Source organism: Sphingomonas sp. GW821-FHT10C01, from assembly GCF_059415525.1.
In genome coordinates, this window is sequence record NZ_JBWKNK010000001.1 from 2,124,776 (window position 1) to 2,146,804 (window position 22,029).

General features: G+C 65.2%; 19 protein-coding genes and 3 tRNA genes. 19 read left to right on the plus strand and 3 right to left on the minus strand.

Features of this window, described 5'->3' with window-relative positions:
* The first annotated feature begins 22 nt into the window (after positions 1 to 22).
* The 6 genes from lon to AC07M1_RS10375 all read left to right on the plus strand — a co-directional run bounded on the left by lon (position 23) and on the right by AC07M1_RS10375 (position 9,125).
* Entirely contained in the window at positions 23 to 2,416 is a 2,394-nt protein-coding gene (lon, locus tag AC07M1_RS10350) for an endopeptidase La (RefSeq protein ID WP_495162461.1), read from the plus strand.
* A 159-nt stretch (positions 2,417 to 2,575) separates the two neighbouring features.
* Complete coding sequence (locus AC07M1_RS10355) at positions 2,576 to 2,848, plus strand: HU family DNA-binding protein (protein ID WP_066580003.1); 273 nt, start codon at positions 2,576 to 2,578, stop codon at positions 2,846 to 2,848.
* Between the two features lie 136 nt (positions 2,849 to 2,984).
* Positions 2,985 to 3,059: transfer RNA gene (locus tag AC07M1_RS10360), tRNA-Val, on the plus strand.
* A gap of 341 nt (positions 3,060 to 3,400) precedes the next feature.
* Positions 3,401 to 4,390 (plus strand): GGDEF domain-containing protein, encoded by a 990-nt coding sequence (locus tag AC07M1_RS10365; RefSeq protein WP_495162462.1) that lies wholly within the window; start codon positions 3,401 to 3,403, stop codon positions 4,388 to 4,390.
* Between the two features lie 305 nt (positions 4,391 to 4,695).
* On the plus strand, positions 4,696 to 6,312 hold the full coding sequence (locus tag AC07M1_RS10370) for a beta-helix domain-containing protein (RefSeq protein WP_495162463.1): 1,617 nt from the start codon (positions 4,696 to 4,698) through the stop codon (positions 6,310 to 6,312).
* Positions 6,313 to 6,416: 104 nt separating this feature from the next.
* Positions 6,417 to 9,125, plus strand: a complete 2,709-nt coding sequence (locus tag AC07M1_RS10375) for a TonB-dependent receptor domain-containing protein (protein ID WP_495162464.1) — start codon at positions 6,417 to 6,419, stop codon at positions 9,123 to 9,125.
* Between the two features lie 124 nt (positions 9,126 to 9,249).
* Here AC07M1_RS10375 and AC07M1_RS10380 read toward each other — a convergent pair whose 3' ends face one another.
* Positions 9,250 to 9,894 carry a prolyl hydroxylase family protein gene (locus tag AC07M1_RS10380; RefSeq protein WP_495162465.1) on the minus strand — a complete coding sequence of 215 codons (645 nt, stop codon included), beginning with the start codon at positions 9,892 to 9,894 and terminating at the stop codon, positions 9,250 to 9,252.
* 107 nt (positions 9,895 to 10,001) lie between these two features.
* On the opposite strand from AC07M1_RS10380, the gene AC07M1_RS10385 reads away from it, so the two are divergent.
* The 6 genes from AC07M1_RS10385 to AC07M1_RS10410 all read left to right on the plus strand — a co-directional run bounded on the left by AC07M1_RS10385 (position 10,002) and on the right by AC07M1_RS10410 (position 14,230).
* Positions 10,002 to 11,048, plus strand: coding sequence for an ATPase, T2SS/T4P/T4SS family (locus tag AC07M1_RS10385; RefSeq protein ID WP_495162466.1), 1,047 nt, complete (start codon positions 10,002 to 10,004; stop codon positions 11,046 to 11,048).
* A 38-nt stretch (positions 11,049 to 11,086) separates the two neighbouring features.
* A tRNA-His gene (locus tag AC07M1_RS10390) sits at positions 11,087 to 11,163 on the plus strand.
* 106 nt (positions 11,164 to 11,269) lie between these two features.
* Positions 11,270 to 12,322, plus strand: coding sequence for a Leu/Phe/Val dehydrogenase (locus tag AC07M1_RS10395; protein ID WP_495162467.1), 1,053 nt, complete (start codon positions 11,270 to 11,272; stop codon positions 12,320 to 12,322).
* Between the two features lie 168 nt (positions 12,323 to 12,490).
* On the plus strand, positions 12,491 to 13,021 hold the full coding sequence (locus tag AC07M1_RS10400) for a hypothetical protein (protein ID WP_495162468.1): 531 nt from the start codon (positions 12,491 to 12,493) through the stop codon (positions 13,019 to 13,021).
* A complete protein-coding gene (locus AC07M1_RS10405; RefSeq protein WP_495162469.1) occupies positions 13,014 to 13,652 on the plus strand; it encodes a GNAT family N-acetyltransferase in 639 nt (212 codons plus the stop codon). The genes AC07M1_RS10400 and AC07M1_RS10405 overlap by 8 nt, the downstream gene beginning before the upstream one ends.
* Positions 13,649 to 14,230, plus strand: a complete 582-nt coding sequence (locus tag AC07M1_RS10410) for a TetR/AcrR family transcriptional regulator (protein WP_495162470.1) — start codon at positions 13,649 to 13,651, stop codon at positions 14,228 to 14,230. Before AC07M1_RS10405 ends, AC07M1_RS10410 begins: the two co-directional genes overlap by 4 nt.
* 6 nt (positions 14,231 to 14,236) lie before the next feature.
* Here the strand turns inward: AC07M1_RS10410 and AC07M1_RS10415 are convergent, their stop codons facing one another.
* Together AC07M1_RS10415 and AC07M1_RS10420 are read right to left on the minus strand one after the other, a co-directional pair.
* A complete protein-coding gene (locus AC07M1_RS10415) occupies positions 14,237 to 14,659 on the minus strand; it encodes a hypothetical protein (RefSeq protein ID WP_495162471.1) in 423 nt (140 codons plus the stop codon).
* Positions 14,660 to 14,727: 68 nt separating this feature from the next.
* A tRNA-Ser gene (locus tag AC07M1_RS10420) sits at positions 14,728 to 14,817 on the minus strand.
* Positions 14,818 to 14,923: 106 nt separating this feature from the next.
* On the opposite strand from AC07M1_RS10420, the gene AC07M1_RS10425 reads away from it, so the two are divergent.
* Genes AC07M1_RS10425 through AC07M1_RS10455 form a run of 7 tightly spaced genes read left to right on the plus strand, consistent with a single transcriptional unit; the run spans position 14,924 to position 22,026 of the window.
* Positions 14,924 to 15,979, plus strand: a complete 1,056-nt coding sequence (locus AC07M1_RS10425) for a lytic murein transglycosylase (RefSeq protein WP_495162472.1) — start codon at positions 14,924 to 14,926, stop codon at positions 15,977 to 15,979.
* Positions 15,963 to 16,838, plus strand: coding sequence for an SPOR domain-containing protein (locus tag AC07M1_RS10430; protein WP_495162473.1), 876 nt, complete (start codon positions 15,963 to 15,965; stop codon positions 16,836 to 16,838). The genes AC07M1_RS10425 and AC07M1_RS10430 overlap by 17 nt, the downstream gene beginning before the upstream one ends.
* Before the next feature lie 29 nt (positions 16,839 to 16,867).
* A complete protein-coding gene (locus AC07M1_RS10435) occupies positions 16,868 to 18,055 on the plus strand; it encodes a D-alanyl-D-alanine carboxypeptidase family protein (RefSeq protein ID WP_495162474.1) in 1,188 nt (395 codons plus the stop codon).
* Positions 18,052 to 18,675 (plus strand): dTMP kinase, encoded by a 624-nt coding sequence (tmk, locus tag AC07M1_RS10440; protein ID WP_495162475.1) that lies wholly within the window; start codon positions 18,052 to 18,054, stop codon positions 18,673 to 18,675. The genes AC07M1_RS10435 and tmk overlap by 4 nt, the downstream gene beginning before the upstream one ends.
* The gene (locus AC07M1_RS10445) at positions 18,672 to 19,655 is read left to right on the plus strand and encodes a DNA polymerase III delta subunit-related protein (protein ID WP_495162476.1); all 984 of its coding nucleotides are present in this window, start codon (positions 18,672 to 18,674) and stop codon (positions 19,653 to 19,655) included. The genes tmk and AC07M1_RS10445 overlap by 4 nt, the downstream gene beginning before the upstream one ends.
* Before the next feature lie 38 nt (positions 19,656 to 19,693).
* Positions 19,694 to 21,250, plus strand: coding sequence for a methionine--tRNA ligase (gene metG / locus AC07M1_RS10450; RefSeq protein ID WP_495162477.1), 1,557 nt, complete (start codon positions 19,694 to 19,696; stop codon positions 21,248 to 21,250).
* Positions 21,247 to 22,026 (plus strand): TatD family hydrolase, encoded by a 780-nt coding sequence (locus AC07M1_RS10455; protein WP_495162478.1) that lies wholly within the window; start codon positions 21,247 to 21,249, stop codon positions 22,024 to 22,026. The genes metG and AC07M1_RS10455 overlap by 4 nt, the downstream gene beginning before the upstream one ends.
* The last annotated feature ends 3 nt before the right edge of the window (positions 22,027 to 22,029 follow it).

The window sequence follows — 22,029 nt, forward strand, 5'->3', positions numbered from 1 at the left end:
CGTGGTGGGTACTGGAGTACACATGAAGTCCACCTATCCCGTCCTTCCGCTTCGCGACATCGTCGTCTTCCCGCACATGATCGTGCCGCTCTTCGTTGGCCGCGACAAGTCGGTCGCCGCGCTCGAAGCGGCGATGAATGACGACAAGGAGATTTTCCTCGTCGCCCAGCTCGATCCGGCGCAGGACGATCCCGGTCGCGACGATCTTTACGACATCGGCGTCTCGGCCGAGGTGATGCAACTGCTCAAGCTCCCAGACGGCACCGTCCGCGTGCTGGTCGCGGGCAAGGAGCGCGGCAAGCTCGAGACGATGGAGGAAACCGGCGGCTTCCTCACGGCGACCGTTTCGCCGGTCGATGAGAAGGCGGTCGAGGGCAAGGAGATCCAGGCGCTGATGCGCTCGGCGGTCGACCAGTTCGAGAACTACGCCAAGCTCAATCGCAAGCTGCCCGCCGAAACCGCGGTCCAGCTCGGCGAGATCGAGGAGGCGTCGCGTCTCGCCGATGCGATCGCCGGCAACATCGCGGTCAAGGTCGCCGACAAGCAGTCGCTGCTGGTCGAGACCGATCCCCAGAAGCGGCTCGAAATGGTGTTCGCCTTCATGGAGGGCGAGCTCGGCGTGCTTCAGGTCGAAAAGAAGATCCGCTCGCGCGTGAAGCGCCAGATGGAGAAGACCCAGCGCGAATATTATCTCAACGAGCAGTTGAAGGCGATCCAGCGCGAGCTGGGTAACGAGGGCGAGGAAGGCGAGGGCGATGAGATCGCCGAGCTGACCCAGAAGATCGCCACGCTCAAGCTCAGCAAGGAAGCGCGCGCCAAGGCGCAGGGCGAGCTGAAGAAACTCAAGTCGATGGCGCCGATGAGCGCCGAGGCGACCGTCGTGCGTAACTATCTCGACGTGCTGCTGGGCCTTCCCTGGGGTAAGAAGTCGAAGCTCAAAAAGGATCTGGTCGAGGCCGAAGCGGTACTCGACGCGGACCATTATGGGCTCGAGAAGGTCAAGGATCGTATCGTCGAGTATCTCGCGGTGCAGGCACGCACCAACAAGCTCAAGGGCCCGATCCTGTGCCTTGTCGGGCCTCCGGGCGTCGGTAAGACCAGCCTCGGCAAGAGCATCGCCAAGGCGACCGGGCGCGAGTTCATCCGTCAGTCGCTCGGCGGTGTGCGCGACGAGGCCGAGATTCGCGGCCACCGCCGCACCTATATCGGCTCGCTGCCGGGCAAGGTCGTGTCGAACCTCAAAAAGGCCGGCACCAGCAATCCGCTGTTCCTGCTCGACGAGATCGACAAGCTCGGTCAGGATTTCCGCGGCGATCCCGCTTCGGCGCTGCTTGAGGTGCTCGATCCGGAACAGAACAGCAAGTTCAACGATCACTATCTGGAGATCGACGTCGATCTTTCGGACGTGATGTTCGTTACGACCGCCAACTCCTTGAATTTGCCGCAACCTTTGCTTGATCGCATGGAGATCATCCGGCTCGAAGGTTATACCGAGGACGAGAAGGTCGAGATTGCCAAGCGCCATTTGATCGAAAAGCAGATCGAAGCACATGGCCTCAAGGAAGGTGAGTTCACCCTCACCGATGAGGGGCTGCGCGCACTGATCCAGAAGTACACGCGCGAGGCGGGCGTGCGCACCCTCGAGCGCGAGATCGCCAAGCTCGCTCGCAAGGCGCTGCGCAAGATTCTTGAGGGTAAGGCCGAGAGCGTCACGATCACGCCCGACAACCTCTCCGAGTTCGCCGGGGTGCAGAAGTACCGCCACGGCCTGGGTGAGGAAGAGAACCAGATCGGCGCGGTTACCGGCCTTGCCTGGACCGAGGTCGGCGGCGAGCTGCTGACGATCGAAAGCGTGACCGTACCTGGCAAGGGGGCGATCAAGACCACCGGCAAGCTTGGCGATGTGATGAAGGAATCGGTCGAGGCCGCGTTCAGCTTCATCAAGGCGCGCAGCCCGGCATACGGCATCAAGCCGAGCATCTTTGCGCGCAAGGATATCCATATCCATCTGCCCGAAGGTGCGGTGCCCAAGGACGGCCCGTCGGCGGGCATCGGAATCGTCACCGCGATCGTCTCGACGCTCACGGGCGTACCGGTGCGCAAGGACGTGGCGATGACCGGCGAAGTGACGCTGCGCGGCCGCGTGCTGCCGATTGGCGGCCTCAAGGAAAAGCTGCTCGCGGCGCTCCGTGGAGGCATCACCACCGTGCTGATCCCGCAGGAGAATGAGAAGGACCTGGCCGAGATTCCCGCGAACATCCGCGAAGGGCTGAAGATTATTCCCGTCGCGCATGTCGATGAAGTGCTCAAGCTTGCGCTCACCGATCCGCTCGCCGCGATCGACTGGACCGAGGCGGACGAGCTGGCGGCGCAGCCGCCGGTATCCACTTCGGGTGGTGAGCCGCTTCGCCACTAGGTTGAGAAGGCGTAAGGGTAGATTCTCGCGTCGTTTCGGCGCGTTGGCACGCTTTCCCCTTTACAGCGGGGGCGTGAGCCTGTTTGCTGCCCCACCGGCGTCTCGGCGCCGTTGAGTCTTCTCATTACATAGCCACAGAAGAGCAGGGGTTCTAAGGGCATGAACAAGCAGGAACTGATCGCGACGGTGGCTGACACCGCTGGCCTCAGCAAGGGCGATGCGAGCAAAGCCGTTGAAGCGGTCTTCGACGCGGTCACCACCGCACTCAAGAAGGGGGACGAGGTTCGTCTCGTCGGTTTTGGCACCTTCTCGGTTTCGAAGCGCAAGGCATCGACCGGCCGTAACCCGCGCACCGGCGAACCGATGCCGATCAAGGCGTCGTCGCAGCCCAAGTTCAAGGCCGGCAAGGGCCTCAAGGACGCGGTCAACTGATCTTCGAATGATTTCCGGGAGGACGGGGCTGGACAAGCCTTCCCCGTCCTCCTAGAGGCACCGCTCCCCGAGCCACTTCGGGGGTTCCGGCTCGCCGGAACGCCCCAGGGAAACCGGGGCGCAAAGCCAGGGTATCGGGCGCGTAGCTCAGTGGTAGAGCACTGTGTTCACACCGCAGGGGTCGCAAGTTCAATCCTTGCCGCGCCCACCACCCAAGAGCCGGCTATCCGGTCATTTTCTTCTCCTTTGAAGTGAATGGCAGGATGCCGGCTTCGGTGTTCTTCAGTGCACCGAAGCCGTTCTCAATCTCTTCGATGATGTCCTGGAGCCTCGTCACGAGGGCAGTCGGCAGGACTACTATTCGGTAGGTCCAAACCTCGATACTGTGGCCGCGGCAAGTTTTTGCCTCGAAATGGGTAGCGGACCGGCAAGTTTTTGCCGCTTTCAAAGCATTTCTTCAACAGTTGGGCATTAGAGCGGGGCTTCGACTAGGAAGGTCCACGAATGCTCTCTCGTTTGCGTCAACGTCCACGCGAAGCCGCTCAGGATGCGGTGACAGATGTGTCATCCAATGGCGATCCTGGCCTTGAGGTGCTGATGTTTCTGCGCGCGCGCGGCATTCCGTCCGAGCCACGCTATTACGGATTGGTCCATGCCGCACTGACCGATCGAACCAGCATTGCCGCGCATGCCGTGAATGAGGTGGTCGAGCGCGACGGTGTACTCACCCACACCACTGCCGATGCGATCCTGACGGCGATGGCCGGGCCGACCGATGCAGCCGCGGGGGTGAGCGAAGCGGTGGCGGCGGGCGAGGAACGCTTGCGGCATCAGACGTTGCAACTTGCCGACCTCGCGTCTCAGGCGGCGGCGGAGACCGGCCAGTTTGGCCGCGACCTGTCTGCCGGTCTCGACGATCTGGATCAGGAAGCGGCGGCGGTAACCAATATCGTGACCACGATGGTCGAACGTGCCCGCGCGTCGGAACAGAAGCTGGCTGTCGCTGTCGAACAGATCGATCGGCTGCGTGAAGAGGTGGCGCAGGCGCGCAGCGATGCGATGCGCGATGCGCTGACCGGCCTGCTGAACCGGCGCGGCGTGATCGATCATGTCGCGGCGCTCGACGAGCAGCCCCGCACGATCGCGTTGTGCGACATCGATTCGTTCAAGGGCATCAACGATGGCCATGGCCATGAGGTTGGTGACCGTGTGCTAAAGGTTGTCGCGGACGCGCTGGAAAAGGGCTGTGCGCCGCATCTGGTCGGTCGCTGGGGAGGGGAGGAGTTCATCGTCGTCTTCGACGAAGCTGATTCCGCGACGGCCGCTCGCTGCATCGACAAGGTGCGGGAAGAATTGTCCAGGCGCCGACTGCGGGCGCGGGAAACGGGTGAATTGCTGGGCATGGTCAGCTTTTCGGCGGGGGTGACCGCGCTGGTCGAGCCGTTGGACGATGCGCTCCGCGTTGCGGATGCGCGGTTGTACCGGGCCAAGATCGGGGGACGGAACCGTGTGATCCACTCGGATCCGGACCGGTTGACCTAGCGGATCGCGCTGCCGCGCTTCAGATGCCGGGCGCAAACGGTGTTCCACAAAAGCCCGCCAGGCTAGGTCTGGCGGGCTCTTTTGTGCCCGCGACCCGACAACGACACGGGGGCATCATTTCACATCGCTGAAACAAACGTCACGAAGACGTAACATCAGAGTCACCGAAGTTTCTCCGAAATCCCATCGGCGCGTCATGCGCCACCCCTAGCGCGACCGGCGTGGTCGGCAGGGGGATGTCCGAGTCGATCCGGGGCGCACGCCCGAATCCTGACAGAACCGGGATCCCCGGAACGGAGAATTTCATGGCCGACTTCAAGCGTTTGAGCCTCATCCTGATGACGAGCGTCGCCGGCGCCACCTTGGCCGCTTGCGACGGTGCGTCGAGCGTCGCGTCGCCCGGCCCGGGCACGATTGTGATCCCGTCGCCCACCCCGACACCGTCGCCTACCCCGGCGCCGTCGCCGACCCCGACGCCCACGGCCTCGTTCGCACAGACCACCCAGAGCGGTGTCACGGTGACGCAGGACGAGCAACTCACCGTCTTCAATGCCGGCACCAACAACACCGTTGCAGGTTCGGGTCCGCTCAACGGCCTGATCCCCCAGGGCGCCGCCGCCTCGGTGACGCCGTTCAACGCTTCGACGCTCAACTCGTTCTTCGTGAACACCAGCTTCATCGGCGCGATCGGCGGTTCGGGCGACACCGCGTTCCAGAACTGGACCTGCAGCTCGGGCACGGCGAACTTCACCGGCGCCGCGTCGATCCCGGCGACCAACAACTGCGTCACCTCGCTCGCTCGCAGCGCGGCGGCGCCGGCGGCCAGCGCCTGCCCGGCGGGCACGACCGATGCGGGCACCAACAGCAATTATCGTCTTTGCCGCCTGCCGGCTCTGGTGTCGGGCACGGTCACGTTGAATGCGGTTGATGGCGTTGCCTATCAGATCAACGGCCGCGTCGATGTCGGCACCGATGTCGGCGCCACCGGCGCGGGCGGTGCCGCCGCGACGCTGAACGTCGGTGCGGGCGCACTCTTTGTCGCCAACAATGCGGACGCCGCCAACGACTTCCTCGTCGTCAACCGCGGTTCGAAACTGAACGCGATCGGCACCGCCAGCGCGCCGATCATCTTTACCTCGGCCCAGAACCTGAACCCGGCCAGCACCTCGGATTCGACCCAGGGCCAGTGGGGCGGCATCATCCTCGCCGGCCGCGCGCCGATCTCGAACTGCTCGAGCGGCTCGAACGATGCCGGTGGCACCAGCACCACCTGTGAGAACGTGGTCGAGGGTACCGGCAACGCGCTCTACGGCGGCAATGTCCAGAACGACAGCAGCGGCACGGTCCAGTATGTCCAGATCCGCTACTCAGGCATCGAAATCAGCCTGGGCAACGAGCTTCAGGGCCTGACGCTCGGCGGTACCGGTTCGGGCACCGTGATCGACCACGTCCATGTCCACAACAGCTCGGACGACGGCATCGAGATCTTCGGCGGCACCACCAACCTCAAGTACATCGCGATCACCGGCGCCGATGACGACGGCTTCGATACGGATGTGGGTTGGCGCGGTTTCGTCCAGTTCCTGATCGCGGTGCAGAAGCCGAACGGCGCCACCAGCGACTCCTTCTCGACCGAGATCGACTCGAACGGCAATGAAGACGCGCTGCCGCGTCAGTTCGGCCGCATGGCCAACTTCACCTTCATCCAGACCGCGAACGCTCCGGCGGCGATCCGCCTGCGCGGCGGTGCCGACTACACCTTCGTCAACGGCATCGTGAAGTCGTCGGTCCCGTGCCTCAACATCGTCGCCGGCGCGACGACTGCGGGCGGCAAGACCACGATCCGCCCGGCCGATCCGGCACTGCAGGAGGAAGGCCCGCCGAAGTTCAACTCGGTCTACTTCGCCTGCAACGGCGCCTGATCCGCGCCCAGCACTCGACGGACACGTGCCGGGGCGGCGGTTTCATCCGCCGTCCCGGCACAAGTCCAACAAGAACAGACCTCAAGACTTCGGATCCCGCGACCATGACCAAGCGCCTCGCATTTGGAACCTTGCTCCTCGTCTCGACCCAGCTGGTGTCGCCGGCGGCGTTGGCACAGGACGCTGCCGCGCCTGCGGCCCCGGCCCCGGCCCCGGCGCAAACCCAGCCTGAGGCCGAACCCCAGGCCGAAGAAACCGTCGACGTCTCCGCGCCGGGTTTCGATGCCGATGCCGGCAAGGAAATCGTCGTCACGGGCCGCAACATCCCCAACGTCATCCGCGCGACGCCGCAGGTGGTCTCGGTCCTGACGGCCGAGGACATCGCCCGCACGGGTGAGGGCGACATCGCCGGCGCGCTGACGCGCGTCACCGGCCTCAGCGTCGTCGGCAACGGCTTCGTCTTCGTGCGCGGCCTCGGCGACCGCTATTCCTCGTCGATGCTCAACGGTTCGCCGTTGCCGTCGCCCGAGCCGCTCAAGCGCACCGTCCCGCTCGACATCTTCCCCACCACGATCGTTGGCTCGGCGCTGGTGCAGAAGACCTATTCGGTGAACTATCCCGGCGAATTCGGCGGTGGCGTGATCAACCTCACGACGCGCGCGGTGCCGGAGGAGAGCTTCATCCAGCTCGGCGGCGGCGTGGCGTTCGACACCGTCACCAGCAGCGAATTCGGCTATGTCTATGACGGCGGCCGCCTCGACACGCTGGGCTACGACACCGGCGAGCGTGACGTACCGGCGTTCATCCGCGCGGGTGGCTTGACCACGCCGGTCTTCAGTTCGGCCCAGGCTGCTTCGCTGACGAACGCGGAGACCACTTTGGTCGAGGCGAACTACCACATCCCGCCCAACTGGAACGGTGATCTCAACTTCGGTCACTCGGTCGATGTCGGTTCGGTCCGTCTCGGCGTGATCGCTTCGGCGAGCGTCAGCAACAGCTTCCGCACCCGCGACGCGACCCAGCAGGACACGACCGACACCAACGGCGCGCTGCGCAGCGACTTCCGTACCGTGCTGACCGACAATCGCGCGGTGGTGAACGGCCTGATCGGCTTCGGCGCCGAGTTTGGCGAGCACAAGATTCGCTGGACCAATGTCTATATCCACGACACGCTCAAGCAGGCGCGGATGGGCGCGGCGACGGTCTATCCGAACAGCAACGGCGATCAGGTGCTTCAGCAGAACACCAGCTGGTTCGAACGCCAGCTGATGAACACCCAGCTGGTCGGCGAATTCAAATTCGACGACTTCAAGGTCGATCTGCGCGGCAGTTACGCCAAGACCGAACGCAACGCTCCGTATGAGCGCTATTTCAGCTATCGCTACGATAAGGCTGCTGCTCGTGGGCAAGGGGCGTGGGTCAACAGCCTCAACGGCCTTGGCGAAGCCGCGACCATTGCGTTCAGCGAGCTCAATGAGGAGCTTTGGAGCGGCCAGGCCGACTTCGCCTACAAGCTGCCGACCGCGCGCCCGATCACCATTTCGGCCGGCTATTTCTACAGCGATACGCAGCGCGACTCGTTCCGCTACGACTTCCGCTACCGTTCGTACCTCGGCGGCGGCATCTCGGCGCCATGGAGCTATCTGCGCCCCGACCTGATCCTGTCGCAGGACGGGATCATGAACGCCTGCGCCAACCCGGCGGGCGATGGCTGCATCCGTCTGTTCAACGTCTCGGGCGCCGACGGCGCCGCCGCCTATGAGGCGGGTCTGCGCATCCATGCCGGCTATTTCCAGGCCGAGGGCGAGATCGCGGATGGCCTGCGCGCCACCGCCGGCGTCCGCTACGAGAGCGCCAAGGAAAAGGTGACGACCAGCTCGGCGCAGTTCGTCGGCACGACGCTCGCCAACAACTATTGGCTGCCCGCTCTGACGGTCACCTGGAACTTCGCGCCCGACATGCAGCTGCGCCTGCACGGGTCGAAGACCATCGCCCGCCCGCAGTTCCGCGAGCTGGCGCCGCAGGTCTATCGCGATTTCGAATCGGACCGCTTGTTCTTCGGTAACCCGCAGCTGCGCGACTCCGAGCTCAAGAACTTCGAAGCGCGCTATGAATTCTTCATGCCCAAGGGGCAGCGGATCACGGTCGCCGGCTTCTACAAGGACATCAAGAACCCGACCGAGCAGGTCGCGTTCTTCCCGACCAACGAATCGCCGCTGCAGACCGGCTTCTCCTATGCGCCGGCGGCGAAGCTCTATGGCGCCGAGTTCGAGGCGGTGAAGTACATTCCGCTCGACTCGCTGGGGGAGGGGTTCTTCTCGACCCGCCGCCTGATGCTCTCGCTCAACTACACCTACACCCAGTCGAAGATCAAAGCCGACAAGACGCTGGTGCCCAGCCCGATCCAGAACGGCAGCGGCACTCCGGTGATGTTGCCGGCGAACCTGATCTTCCGCGACGGCGCGCCGCTGACCGGCCAGTCGGACCATCTGGTCAACTTCCAGTTCGGGATCGAGGATACCGAGTCGCTCTCGCAGCTGACGCTGCTGGTCAACTATGCCAGCGAGCGCGTTACCAACCGTGGCCCAAACCTGCTGCCCGACATCATCGAGAAGCCCGGCTTCCGGCTCGATCTGGTCGCGCGTCAGGGCGTGGAACTGCTGGGCGGCGAGTTCGAACTGAAGTTCGAGGCGCGTAACCTGACCGGAACCAAGTACAACGAATATCAGGATTTCGGCGACCACGGACTGGTCTACATCAACCGCTATCGTCTGGGCCGCGTGTTCAGCATCGGTGCCAGCGCGAAATTCTGACGCAAGATCCTGACCGGCTACCCCCGCCGGTCAGGGCAAAAGGGGGAAGGCCCCGGTCGCTACCCTATGCGACCGGGGCCTTTTCGTTCGCGCGCTTATCGGGGCACCGGCGGCCAGTGCCGGATCAACCCCAGGGGCGCTCGCGGAACCACTTGGTGATGACGTACTTCAGCCCCGCGCGCACCTTCATCGCATGATGCAGTGTCGTCGGGTTGGGCGTGCCGTCCGGGCGCAGATTGCTCCAGGCGAGCAGCTTGCCCGTCTCGGGCTGGATGATCTTGTCGATCGCCTTGAACCGCGTCGCGCCTCCGGCCTCCACCTCGTTGAGGTAGATCATCACCGTCCACGTCCGCTGGCCGGCGACTGAGCAGAATTTCTCGAAATCGATCCCGGTCGGTTCGAAATAGTCGGTATGGGCCTTGAACTCCTGCCCGACCTCGTAACGCTGCCCTTGCAGCGGTTCGCCATGAGCGGGGGAGAGGCCGGAAAACTCGGTGATCCGCCGATCCACCTCCTGCGTCACGGTCAGGTCGCTCGACAGGTCGCAGGTCTCGCTCGTCCGGAAGACCGGGTCGCCATTATAGTCGGAAATCAGCGACGGACGGCGGTTCTCATCGATCAGCCGCATCACCTCGGCGCAGAGTTCGGGCTCGAGGAAGTTCTTGCGCACGAACAGCGTCAGCTTGGGGCTGGGCACCTTCTGGATGCCGGGTTGTACCGACAGGCGTTCGATGACGGGTTCGATGGGATAGCCTGAAGGTGCGATCATGCCGGCTAGATGCCAGAAGCGTGACGGCATCGCCAGCCGTCACGACCGTCCTCAAACTGTCATCAAAACGCAGTCGATTTGTCACGTATGCGCCATAGCTGCGACACATGACATCGGTTCCCGCGCTCGAAGACCTGATCGGTACTGCCGTGCGCGACGGCGCGACCGCATTGCATCTCCATCTCGACGGCAATTCGGTGGCTGCGATGGCGCGGCAGGGGCGCGTGCTGGCGCCGCTCGGACAGTTCGAGGTTACGATACCCTGGTTGGATAGCGCCCATGCCCACCCCGGCGCCGCGCGGATGGACGATCGCATCGTCATCCGGATCGACTCGCATGGCGTGGCTCGTGACGCGCTGGCTGGTCTCGGCATGCCGGGTACGATGCGGACAAGGCTGCATGCGGCGCTGGACCTTCCGGGCGGCGCGGTGCTGGCCGCCAGCCCCTCGCCCGCAACCCGCCGTCATCTGGCCGAGACGCTCGCCGCGCCCGCTGGCTATGCGCCGTGGATCAAGGGGGAACGTTCCGCGCTCGATGCGGCGGCGCGGATGGACTGTGATGCGATCCTGATCGACGGCGTTGCGGATCGTGCGACTGTGACACTTGCTCTTGAGCTTGCCAGGGCCGGTCAACGCATGGTGATTGCGATCGACGCGATCAGTTCGGTCGCCGCGATCGAACAGGTTCGCGCGCTAAAGGCTGAGCGACATTTGCTGGGCGCGGCGCTTCGCGCTGCCGTCGCCGCTCATGCGTCTCCACGGCTGTGTCGTGATTGCCGCCTGCCGGTGCAGGGCCGGGCGTCCGAATCGGCGCTGCTGGGTATCGATCCCGGCACCGTGATCTACCGTGCTGCGGGTTGCGGGGCTTGCGACGGGACCGGCTATGCCGGCGGCGCCCTGGTGTTCGAGACCGTCGTGGTGGACGGATCGCTCCACGAACTCCTTGCAAAGGGGGCGGATACCGCTCTGCTCGCGCGTCACGCGTTCCTGGCCGCTCCGACTCTGGCATCGTCCGCGCGTACCTTGGCACGCGAGGGGGCGATCACCACCGAGGAGGCGATTCGGATTGCCCGCGCAACCGCCGGCGGCTCCGCGATTGGTGTAAATCACCCACATATTTTGCCTTCGACGATGATCAGGCAGGGAGTGGCTTGACGGTTGGCCCGTGGTGCCGCTAAGCGCGCCCCTCCACGGCGATCGTAGTTCAATTGGTTAGAGCACCGGCTTGTGATGCCGGAAGTTGCGGGTTCAAGTCCCGTCGGTCGCCCCATTCTCCTTCGCAGTTATACGCCACCCTCAATTTGGGGCTGGCGCTCTGGTGCGCGGAACAATATTACGCGCTCCGGAAATATTGTTAGCGTCATTGGAGAGGTTGAATGAGCGCGGTTTGGGATCTTCCCGATTTTGACGAGCACGAGGGCGTGCACCTGATCTGCGACCCGCAGAGCGGACTCAAGGCCGTCATCGCGATTCACTCGACCAAGCTTGGATCGGCGGCGGGCGGCGTGCGCTTCTGGCACTATGCCGACAGCGCCGCCGCGGTCACCGACGCACTCCGCCTGTCGCGCGGCATGTCGTTCAAGAACGCGATGGCCGGCCTTCCGCTCGGCGGCGGCAAGGGCGTCGTCCTGGCGCCCGAGCGTGGCGCCACGATCAGCGAAGCGCAGCTGCTCGCGTTCGGCGACGCCGTCGAATCGCTCGGCGGCCGCTACGTCACCGCCGAGGATGTCGGCATGTCGGAAGAGCGGATGAAGGTCATCGCGACCCGTACCCGCCATGTCTCCGGTCTGCCGGTCGAAGGCGGGGAAGCGGGCGGCGATCCCGGCCCGTTCACCGCGCTTGGCATCTATCTCGGTGTCAAGGCTGCGGCGAAGCGCGCGCTGGGCGCCGATTCGATGGCCGGCGTGCACGTCGCGGTTCAGGGGGTGGGCAGCGTCGGTGGCGGTCTGGCCCGCCGTCTCGCCGCCGACGGCGCCAAGCTGACGCTGGCCGACGTCAACGCCGACAAGGCGGCGGCGCTGGCGAAGGAACTCGGGGCCGACGTCGTCGCGGCCGACGCGATCCTGCGCGTCCCCGCGGACATCGTCAGCCCGAACGCGCTCGGCGCGATCCTGACCGAAGAGTCGATTGCCGCGCTTGAGACCAAGGTGGTGGCGGGCGGCGCCAACAACCAGCTCGCGACGCGCGCCGATGGCGACCGCATCCATGCGCGCGGCATCCTCTACGCGCCCGACTACGTCATCAACGCCGGCGGCATCATCAATGTCGGCCTCGAGTATCTCGGCATGGGCAACCGCGCCGAGGTCGAGGCCCGCATCGCCCGCATCCCGGATCGCCTCAACGAGGTTTGGGACGAAAGCGCCCGCTCGGGCGCCCCGGCGAGCGAGGTCGCGGACACGATCGCAAAGCGGCTGATCGGCCGCGGCTGATCCGGCACCGCCGGACATCTGAATTCGACGACTAGCGCCCTGGCCACATAACGTGGCTGGGGCGTTTTTCGTTGGCGGTCATCGCGCCGATTGACAGGGCAAGTGCCACCCTTATTTGCAAACCGACCGTTCGGTCTGATTCGGGAGGTGAGGTTGAACTCAGTTCATATGCATCGTCATCTGCATGACGTATTCGGCGAAACCCAGCGGCCGGGGCAGCTGGTCTCGATCCTCGCGTTCGGTATCGCCGCGCCCGCCATCCTCGCCATGGCGTCGCCCGGGCTGATCGGCGCCGTGGCCCCGTGGCGTGCCGTTCTGGCGCTGCTGCTGGTGCTCGATATCGCGGCGGGCTGCGTCGCCAACTTCACGCGCGGGACCAGCGATTTCTATGCCGGGCGTCCCCATAATCGTTGGGTCTTCATCGCCATCCACCTCCATGTCGTCGCCGTCGCGGCGCTGCTGAACGCAGACCTGGTTCCGGCGATCGCCGTCTGGGGCTTCACCATCGCCGGAGCGATCCTCGTCAACCTGCGTGCCGGCAAGCCGTCTCAGACCTTTGCCGCGGGCCTGCTGCTGGCGATCGGCCTCACCGGAATCGCGCTGTGGCCCGGTCTGTCGCCCTTCATGACCGCGGTCTGCGCACTGTTCATGCTCAAGGTGCTCTTCAGCTTCGCGGTCGACCATTATCGCCATGGCTGACGCACCGCGCATCCGGGACCTGCGCGCCAGCGACCGAGCCGACTTTATCGAGGTGATGGCGCATGCATTCGAAGCGGACCCGCTGTTCCTCGCCGCCTTTGGCGTGCGCGGGGAGCGGGGCTGGGAACGCCGGGTCAGCTCGTTCCTCTCCTTCATGTTCGACATGAATCGCCTGATGCGCGGAGCGCCGCGCGGCGTGTTCGTCGACGGACGGCTGACCGCGTGCGCGCTCCTCGAACCGCCCGCTTCTCCCTTGGCCTCGACGCTCGGCGCATCCCTGTCCGCGCTTCGTTTCCTTCCGGTGGCGCTTGCACTTCCCATGCGCGCAACCGTCTTTCTCAACACCTATACGAAGCAGACGCGCGCGGCGGTTCCGCGCCATCCGCATGGCTATCTGGTCATGGTCGGTGTGAGGCCAGGGGCGCAGGGGCACGGCTTCGGGCGCCATCTGGTCGAGGATGCGATCGCACGGACTCGCGCCGATCCTCGCGCCACAGGCGTCGCGCTGGATACCGAGAATGAGGCGAATGTCCGGCTCTACCAGCGCTGGGGCTTCCGAAACCGTACGATACTGGACCTCGGCCCGGTCCATGCCCATTGCATGTTCCTGCCCTTTGGAGAGCCGGAATGAAGGATACGCGCGCAGCCATTGTCGAAAGCGCCTTCCGGCTGTTCATCCAGCATGGCTATGAAGGCACCAGCATGGCCGATCTGGTAGCCGCGACCGGCCTGTCCAAGGGCGCGGTCTACCACCATTTCAAGGACAAGGATGCGCTGCACGATGCGGCGATCGAGCATTTCTTCCTGCGCTTCTTCGGTACGGAAGGGGCTGCCGCTCCTGCCGAGAACGAGACACTGGACGCGGTCTTCACCGATCTGTGCGCCGGCTATGTCCGCCTCATGGACGCGATCTCGACGGTCGTGTCGGACCGCATCGCCTATTACCGCTTCATCTTCTCGATCCTACCCAAGGTGAAGGACCAGATCAGGGAAGAGATGGCGGGCGCACGGCAGCGCATCATCTTCGCCGCCGCGCTCGACCAGAAGCGGGGAGCGCTCTCCGTATCGCTGACGCCCGAGGCAATCGCCGATCACTGCCTCGCCCTGATCGAGGGCACCGCGCTGCTCTGCGTGATTGAGGGCAGGGGGGATATCGCCACCGCGATTCAACGGTCGCTGGAGGACTATCGCCGTCTGGTGCGCGCCTGAGCGGCCTCAGCCTTCCAGAAGGAGCATCCGGTCAACCGGCTCCAGCCGTTCGAGTACGGAATTACCGGCGAGGCGCCGCGCCTGGTCGATCGAGTCGAGCGCCAATTTCCGATTCCCCAGCCGCAGATGGCATTGCGCGATCGTTAGAGCTGGGAGCGGCTGCTTCAGCTTCGAACACCAGTCGAGCGCCAGTTCCGAAACGGCGATGCCTCGCTCATAGGCGCCGGCCTCGAACAGCGCCGCGCCTAGGCCGCTCTTGATCCAGTAATCGATGTCCGCGCCCGCCAAATGCGTATCGGCATAGTGCGATGCTGCTTCCCACGCTTCCACCGCAGCATCGCGCGCTCCATTTGCGCCATGCGCGATGCCCTGATTGGCCAGGGCCAGAGCGGATTCGGTATGGGCTGATTCGGCTGCGCTGTTAGTCATGCCTCGTTCGCCTCCAGGCGATGCGGATCTTTCACCGATGTGATGACAATTACAGGGCAACGGATCGTTGGCGGAAGGGGTGGGATTCGAACCCACGGTGAGCTTGCACCCACGGCGGTTTTCAAGACCGCTGCCTTAAACCACTCGGCCACCCTTCCGCGCTGGGAAGCGCCTTTGGGCGTTCGCCGCGTTTTCTGCAAGAGGCCTGCGATTTCATCGCGCAAGGGGGTTCATGCCCGCGAAACGCTGTGGCACAGATGCCTGATGCGGGATTTTCAGGGCCTTGTACGGCGTATCAGTGTGCTGGGGACGGTGATTGCGGCGTGTACGCTCGCAAACGCCCCGGCGGTGGCTCAGGACGAGGCGGGATTCCAGGCCTATATCAACGGCCCGCTCCGCCAGCAGGCATTGCGGGAGGGCGTGAGCGCGCGGACGCTCGACGCGGTGCTGCCCTCACTCACCTATAATGCACGCGTGATCGAGCTTGACCGCGCCCAGCCCGGCGGGCCGCCGACCGCGACGGCGTCGATCCCCAGTTTCGCACCCTACAAGGCACGCCATGTCGACGCCGCGCGGATCAACCGCGGTCGCGTCACCTATAGTCGCCTGCGTCCGCAGCTCGCCCGCGTCGAGCGGGAAACGGGGGTACCCGAATCGATCATGGTCGCGATCTTCGGCCATGAGACCAATTATGGAAGCTATACCGGGGACTTCGATCTGCCGCGCAGCCTGGCGACGCTCGCCTATGAAGGGCGCCGCCGCACGCTGTTCGCGGGCGAGTTCATCGCGACGATGAAGATGGTCGACCGTGGCGTTCCGCGCGAGCGGTTGAAGGGCAGCTGGGCCGGCGCGTTCGGCTATCCGCAGTTCCTGCCCTCGATCTACCTCCGCCTTGCACGTGATGGCGATGGCGACGGTGTCGCCAATATCTGGTCGAACGAAGCCGACACGCTGGCTTCGATCGCCAACTATTTCGTCAATGCCGGCTGGCGTCCGGGGCAGCCCTGGGGCTTTGCGGTCAACGTGCCGGCGGGTTTCAATCGCGCCACGGTCGCGAACCGCACGCGTTCACCGCGATGCGGCCGCGTGTTCGATCGCCATTCGGGCTGGAAGACGATGGCCGAATGGCGCGCGCTGGGAATCCTGCCGCAAGCGGGCAGTTGGCCGGCGGACAATATCCAGGCGACCCTGCTCGAACCCGATGGTCCGGGGCGCACGGCCTATCTGCTCACCGGAAACTATCGCGTGATTCTCGACTATAATTGCTCCAATTTCTACGCGCTGTCCGTGGGGTTGCTCGCCGATGAAGTCGCAAACTAGTCTCGTTCTGCTGCTGCTCGCCGCCACCGGCGCGAGCGCGGCGCAGGAGCCGCCGCGTACCGGGGCGGATTATGGCGCACCGCCGCCCAGCTCGGCACCGCAGGGCTCGTCGCAGCTTCGCCCCGGTGAGGCGCGCTTCGACCGCGTCGGCCGCATCTCGCTGGCCGAGGGAGAGGGGACGTTCGCGCTCAGCGGCGAGCTTGCCCCGAACAGCTTCGCTGAGGTCACCGCCCTCGACACCGGCAGGACCATTCTGGTTCAGGTGCGCGGCGAGGGAAGCGGGCTGGTCGCGCTGTCGCCCGCGGCGGCAACACAGCTTGGCGTCGTGGGCAATGCGCCCGTTCGCATTCGTCGAGTGACCGTGACGCCGCAGGATTCGGTCCTGCTTTCCGCCAGTCGCGCCGCGCCGACTCGTGCCGATGCGCCACAGGCACTGCTTGTTGGGCTTCGCCGGATGCTCGCCGAACAGCAGCCCGCGCCGGTCCAAGTCGCGGCAAGGCCGCCTCAGCCAACCACTGCCAGACCGCAGCCGGCAAAACCAAAGCCCACGAAACCACAGCCGGTGAAGCCCGAATCGGTAGCTGCGCAGCCTGTAAGGGCGGAGACGCCGACGCCGCCCAAGGTCCAACCGGCGCCCAAGCCCGCGGCTCGCGGCACCCTGACCGTCCAGGTCGCGGCGCTCTCCAATGCTCAGCGCGCCCGAACGCTCGCCGATCAGCTTGGCGGCAGCGTGCGCAGCGCGGGCAATATCCATCGCGTCCAGCTCGGCCCGTTCGCCGACAAGGCATCCGCCGAACGCGCACGTGCGGATGCCGCCAAACGCGGCTATGGCGACGCGCGCATCATCACCACGCCCTGACCTCCAATTTTTCGGACTCCACAAGCCCCATGAAGAAGTTCCTGCTTTCCGCCGCCGCTCTCACCACCGCGATCGCGCCGACCACCGCCCAGAATAGCGCTGGTCCGGCCGTGCAGGCGCCGCCGTTCGAAACCGCGGCGCCGGTCGCGTTCATGGAGGATCTGTCGTCGGGCGCGGTGCTCTATGACAAAAAGGCGGACATGCGGATGCCGCCCGCGTCGATGGCGAAGATGATGACCGCCTATGTCGCGTTCGATCTCATCAAGCAGGGCAAGCTCAAGCTTGACCAGATGGTCGATGTCCGGCCGGAAACCTGGCGGAAATGGCATGGTCCCACAGCAGGTTCGACCATGTTCCTGTCACCGGGTCAGAAGGTCAGCGTCGAGAATCTGATCAACGGCATCGTCGTCGTGTCGGGCAATGACGCCTGCGTCGTGCTGGCTGAGGCGGTAGCGGGGACCGAGGAAGCCTTCGTCAACCTGATGAACCAGAAGGCGAAGGAGATCGGACTCAATAACAGCCGCTTCGGCACGTCGAACGGCTGGCCGGACGAGGGGCGCACCTATGTGACGGCGCGCGATCTCGCGCATCTCGCCAAGGCGACGATCTCGAACCACCCGGATCTCTACAAGCGCTTCTACTCGCGGGAGAGCTTCACCTTCGGTACCACCATGGGCGGGGCGCCGATCACCCAGGCGAATCGCGATCCGCTGCTGGGTCGCGTCAAGGGTTCGGACGGCCTCAAGACCGGCCATACCGATGAGGCGGGCTATGGCTTCACCGGCTCGGCCGAGCAGAATGGCCGCCGTATTGTCATGGTTGTCGCTGGCCTCACCAGCACCAATCAGCGGATCGAGGAATCGGTCAAGTTCATGGACTGGGGCTTCCGTGCCTGGTCGGCGCAGAAGGTGGTGAGCAAGGGCCGCAAGGTCGATGCGGCGCAGGTTCAGCTCGGCGATGCGTCCGAAGTCGGCCTCGTCGCGCCGCGCGATCTCTCGGTCGCGATCCCCGCCGGCACCAGCCCGCAGTTCAAGGCCACCGTGTCCTATCAGGGGCCGATCAAGGCCCCGATCAAGGCCGGCGCGCATATCGCCGACCTGGTCATCACCGCGCCCGGCCTGCCCGAACAGCGCATGCCGCTGGTTGCGGAGAGCGATGTCGGTGAAGCTGGCTTCTTCGGCCGTGTCTGGGCCGGCCTCACCTCGTTCTTCGCGTGAGGGGGCGCTTCCTCAGCCTTGAGGGCGGGGAGGGCGCAGGCAAGTCCACCCAGGTCCGCCGCCTGGCGGAGGCACTGGAGGCACGCGGGATCCCCGTGGTGCTGACCCGCGAGCCGGGCGGTACCGAGGGGGCGGAGGCGATCCGCGGCCTGCTGATGCAGGGCGCGGTCAACCGCTGGAGCGCGCATGCCGAGACCCTGCTCTTTGCCGCCGCTCGCGCGGATCATGTCGAAAAGCTGATCCGCCCGTCGGTCGAGGCGGGCAACTGGGTGATCTGCGACCGCTATGTCGATTCGACGCGGGCGTATCAGGGCGCGCAGGATATCGACGATGCCGCGATCCTGGCGCTGCACGGCTTCGGGTCGAAGGGGTTGCTGCCCGACCGGACCTTCATTCTCGATCTGCCGGATGGCGCCGGCCATGCTCGCTCGCTCGCGCGCGATGGTGGCGCCGCGGACCGGTTCGGCGCGCGCGGCCCGGAATTCCATGCTGCCGTCACCTCGGGGTTCCGCCGCATCGCCGCGGCCGAGCCGGATCGGGTGCGGCTGATCGATGCCTCGGGCACGCCGGATGACGTCACGACGTCACTTCTGGACGCGCTCGCCGATCTGCTGCCATGACGTCACTTGCCGGCAACGCCGCGGCAAAGGCCGCGTTTCGCGCCGCGTTATCCGGTGCACAACTCCATCATGCCTGGCTGTTCACCGGGCCGGAGGGGGTAGGCAAGGCGGCCTTCGCGCGGCAAGCGGCAATGCGGATGCTGGCTGAGGCTTCGGGCAAGGGCGACCTCACCGGCGACTTCGACGTGCCCCAGGATCACCCGACGCGCCGCATGATCGAGGCGGGCGCGCATCCCGATTATCGCGTGATGGAGCGTTTGCCCAAGGATGCCGACAAGCCAGGCGAGAACCTTGCTCGCTCGATCCCGATCGCTCAGGTGCGCGGTCTCAACCCGATGTTCGCGACCAAGCCGAGCATGTCGTCGCGCCGCGTGGTGGTGATCGACGCGATCGACGATGTCGAGCGCCCCGGCGCCGCCAATGCCCTGCTCAAGAACCTCGAGGAACCGCCCGAGGGGACGATCTTCCTGCTCGTCAGCCATTCGCCGGGCCGGTTGCTCCCGACGATCCGCTCACGCTGCCGCCTGTTGCGCTTCGATCCGCTGAGCGATGTCGAGGTCGCTTCTGTCCTTCGGGCCGAACTGCCCGAGGCGAGCGCGGTCGAGATCGATGCGCTCGTCCGTGCGGGCAGCGGTTCGCCGGGCAAGGCGCTGGGTTTCGCCGGTCTCGACCTCGCCACGCTAGATACCGAGATGTCCGCCATCGCATCGCATGGCGACCCGGATAACGCGATCCGCTCGCGCCTCGCGAAGACGCTAGGGCCAAAGGCGGCTCAACCGCGCTATGAGGCGTTCCTCGCCCGCGTCCCCGCCTTCATCGCGGTGGAAGCGCGCGGTAGGCAGGGAAGGGCGCTCACCGACGCACTTGGCGCCTATGAAACGGCGGCCCGGCTCGGCCCCCTCGCGCTCGCCCAATCGCTCGACGCGCAGGCGACGGTGTTCGAGATGGGCGGTATCCTCGCGCGGCTTGCTGCGCGCTAGCGCTTCAAACCGGCGCGCGCTTGCTCTAGAGCGCCCGCATGGCCGAACCTTATTACATCACCACCGCGATCCATTACCCCAACGGCAAGCCGCATATCGGCCATGCCTATGAGATGATCGCCGCCGATGCGATCGCCCGCTTCCAACGTCAGGCGGGGCGCGACGTGCGCTTCATGACCGGCACCGACGAGCATGGCCTGAAAATGGCCCAGACCGCGCGTGCCCGCGATTTGACCGCACGCCAGCTTGCCGACGAAATGTCAGCCTATTTCAGTGATATGGCGCGTGATCTGAATATCTCATATGATCGTTTCATCCGCACCAGCGATACTGATCATTATGCCGCGAGTCAGGCCATCTGGAAGGCGATGGAGGCCAATGGCGACCTCTATCTCGATCGCTATGAGGGCTGGTACTCGGTCCGCGACGAGGCCTTCTACGAAGAGAAGGAACTGACCGAGGGGGAAGGGGGCGTCAAGCTCTCGCCCCAGGGCACGCCGGTCGAGTGGACCGCCGAGGAAACCTGGTTCTTCAAGCTCTCCAAATACCAGCAGAAGCTGCTCGACCTCTATGCCGCGCAGCCCGACTTCATCCGGCCCGAGCGTTCGCGGAACGAGATCGTCAAGTTCGTCGAGGGCGGGCTGGTCGATCTGTCGATCTCGCGCACCAGCTTCGACTGGGGCGTGCCGGTCCCGGATTCGCCCGGTCACGTCATGTATGTCTGGGTCGATGCGCTGACCAATTACCTGACGGGCATCGGCTATCCCGACTCTGGGAGCGAGCTCGCGCATTACTGGCCGGCGAACCTGCACCTGATCGGCAAGGACATCACCCGCTTCCACGCCGTCTACTGGCCGGCCTTCCTGATGTCGGCCGGGATCGCGCTGCCCAAGCAGGTTTTCGCGCACGGTTTCATCCTCAACCGGGGTGAGAAGATGTCGAAATCGACCGGCAATGTCGTCGATCCGATGGAGCTGGCGCGTCTCTATGGTGTCGAATCGCTGCGTTATTTCCTGCTGCGCGAGGTTGCGTTCGGCAGCGACGGCAGCTTCAGCGACGAAGCGATCGTCACCCGCGCCAATGCCGATCTCGCCAACAGCTTCGGCAATCTGGCGCAGCGCACGCTCGCCTTCATCGCCAAGAACCTCGAGGGCGAGCTGCCCGGAAACGGCCGTGGCGAGGCCGCGGACGCCGAACTGCTGATCGCCGTGACCGACGCCGGGCACGAGTTCCGCGAAGCGTTCGAGCAACTCGCGCTGGGTCAGGCGCTCGACGCATGGATGCGCGCGGTCTTCGCCTGCAACCAGTATATCGACGCCCAAGCGCCCTGGGCGCTACGCAAGACCGATCCGGAACGGATGCACGCCGTGCTCGGTACTCTTGTCCGCGCGATCCGTGATCTCGCCATCCTCGTTCTTCCGGTGATCCCCGAGTCCGCCGGCAAGATCCTCGACCAGATTGGTCAGGACGCGCGTGACCATGCGGCGCTCGACGACAAGGGCTGGTATGATGCCCTGACGGCATCGGGCTTCCGCCTGGCACCGCCCACCGGGGTTTTTCCCCGGCTCGAACTGGCGGCGGTCCCTGCGGCATGAGGCTCGCCGACAGCCATTGTCACCTGAACTACAAGGGACTGGGCGAGCAGCAGCCCGAAGTCCTCGCGCGTGCCCGTGAAAGCGGCGTGGTGGCGATGCTCAACATCGCCACGCGCGAGCGCGAATGGGACGAGGTACTGGCCACCGCCGAGCGTGAGGCGGATGTCTGGGCGACGGTCGGCATCCACCCGCATGAGGCGGACGAACATCCGCATATCGACACCGCCAAGCTGGTCGCCCGTGCGCAGCATCCGCGCGTCGTCGGCATCGGCGAGACCGGACTCGACTATTATTACGAGCATAGCGATCGCGCGCAGCAGCAGGCCAGCTTCCGCGCCCATATCGCCGCGAGCCGGGAAACCGGCCTCCCGCTGATCGTTCACACCCGCGACGCCGAGGAGGATACCGCGAACATCCTGGCGGATGAGATGGGGAAGGGCGCCTATCCCGGTGTGATCCACTGCTTCACCGCCAGCGGCGACTTCGCCGACAAGGCGATGGCGCTCGGCTTCTACATCTCGATCTCGGGCATCGTGACCTTTAAGAATGCGCGCGACTTGCAGGAAACCGCCGCGCGGCTCCCGCTCGATCGCCTGCTGATCGAGACCGATGCCCCCTTCCTCGCTCCGGTCCCGCATCGCGGCAAGACCGGCGAGCCGGCGTTTGTCGCAGACACCTGCCGCTTCCTCGCCCAGCTGCGCGGCATGGATGCCGAGGAACTGGCCGAGGCTACGCGCGCCAACTTCCACAAATTGTTCGCGAAAACGCTGGCGTAGGTG

Excerpts from the sequence above, each read along its gene's own strand:
- lon (WP_495162461.1), top strand. The coding sequence starts at position 23 with ATGAAGTCCACCTATCCCGTCCTTCCGCTTCGCGACATCGTCGTCTTC.
- AC07M1_RS10355 (WP_066580003.1), top strand. The coding sequence starts at position 2,576 with ATGAACAAGCAGGAACTGATCGCGACGGTGGCTGACACCGCTGGCCTC.
- AC07M1_RS10370 (WP_495162463.1), top strand. The coding sequence starts at position 4,696 with ATGGCCGACTTCAAGCGTTTGAGCCTCATCCTGATGACGAGCGTCGCC.
- AC07M1_RS10375 (WP_495162464.1), top strand. The coding sequence starts at position 6,417 with ATGACCAAGCGCCTCGCATTTGGAACCTTGCTCCTCGTCTCGACCCAG.
- AC07M1_RS10380 (WP_495162465.1), bottom strand. The coding sequence starts at position 9,894 with ATGATCGCACCTTCAGGCTATCCCATCGAACCCGTCATCGAACGCCTG.
- AC07M1_RS10385 (WP_495162466.1), top strand. The coding sequence starts at position 10,002 with ATGACATCGGTTCCCGCGCTCGAAGACCTGATCGGTACTGCCGTGCGC.
- AC07M1_RS10395 (WP_495162467.1), top strand. The coding sequence starts at position 11,270 with ATGAGCGCGGTTTGGGATCTTCCCGATTTTGACGAGCACGAGGGCGTG.
- AC07M1_RS10400 (WP_495162468.1), top strand. The coding sequence starts at position 12,491 with ATGCATCGTCATCTGCATGACGTATTCGGCGAAACCCAGCGGCCGGGG.
- AC07M1_RS10405 (WP_495162469.1), top strand. The coding sequence starts at position 13,014 with ATGGCTGACGCACCGCGCATCCGGGACCTGCGCGCCAGCGACCGAGCC.
- AC07M1_RS10410 (WP_495162470.1), top strand. The coding sequence starts at position 13,649 with ATGAAGGATACGCGCGCAGCCATTGTCGAAAGCGCCTTCCGGCTGTTC.
- AC07M1_RS10415 (WP_495162471.1), bottom strand. The coding sequence starts at position 14,659 with ATGACTAACAGCGCAGCCGAATCAGCCCATACCGAATCCGCTCTGGCC.
- AC07M1_RS10425 (WP_495162472.1), top strand. The coding sequence starts at position 14,924 with ATGCGGGATTTTCAGGGCCTTGTACGGCGTATCAGTGTGCTGGGGACG.
- AC07M1_RS10430 (WP_495162473.1), top strand. The coding sequence starts at position 15,963 with ATGAAGTCGCAAACTAGTCTCGTTCTGCTGCTGCTCGCCGCCACCGGC.
- AC07M1_RS10435 (WP_495162474.1), top strand. The coding sequence starts at position 16,868 with ATGAAGAAGTTCCTGCTTTCCGCCGCCGCTCTCACCACCGCGATCGCG.
- AC07M1_RS10445 (WP_495162476.1), top strand. The coding sequence starts at position 18,672 with ATGACGTCACTTGCCGGCAACGCCGCGGCAAAGGCCGCGTTTCGCGCC.
- metG (WP_495162477.1), top strand. The coding sequence starts at position 19,694 with ATGGCCGAACCTTATTACATCACCACCGCGATCCATTACCCCAACGGC.
- AC07M1_RS10455 (WP_495162478.1), top strand. The coding sequence starts at position 21,247 with ATGAGGCTCGCCGACAGCCATTGTCACCTGAACTACAAGGGACTGGGC.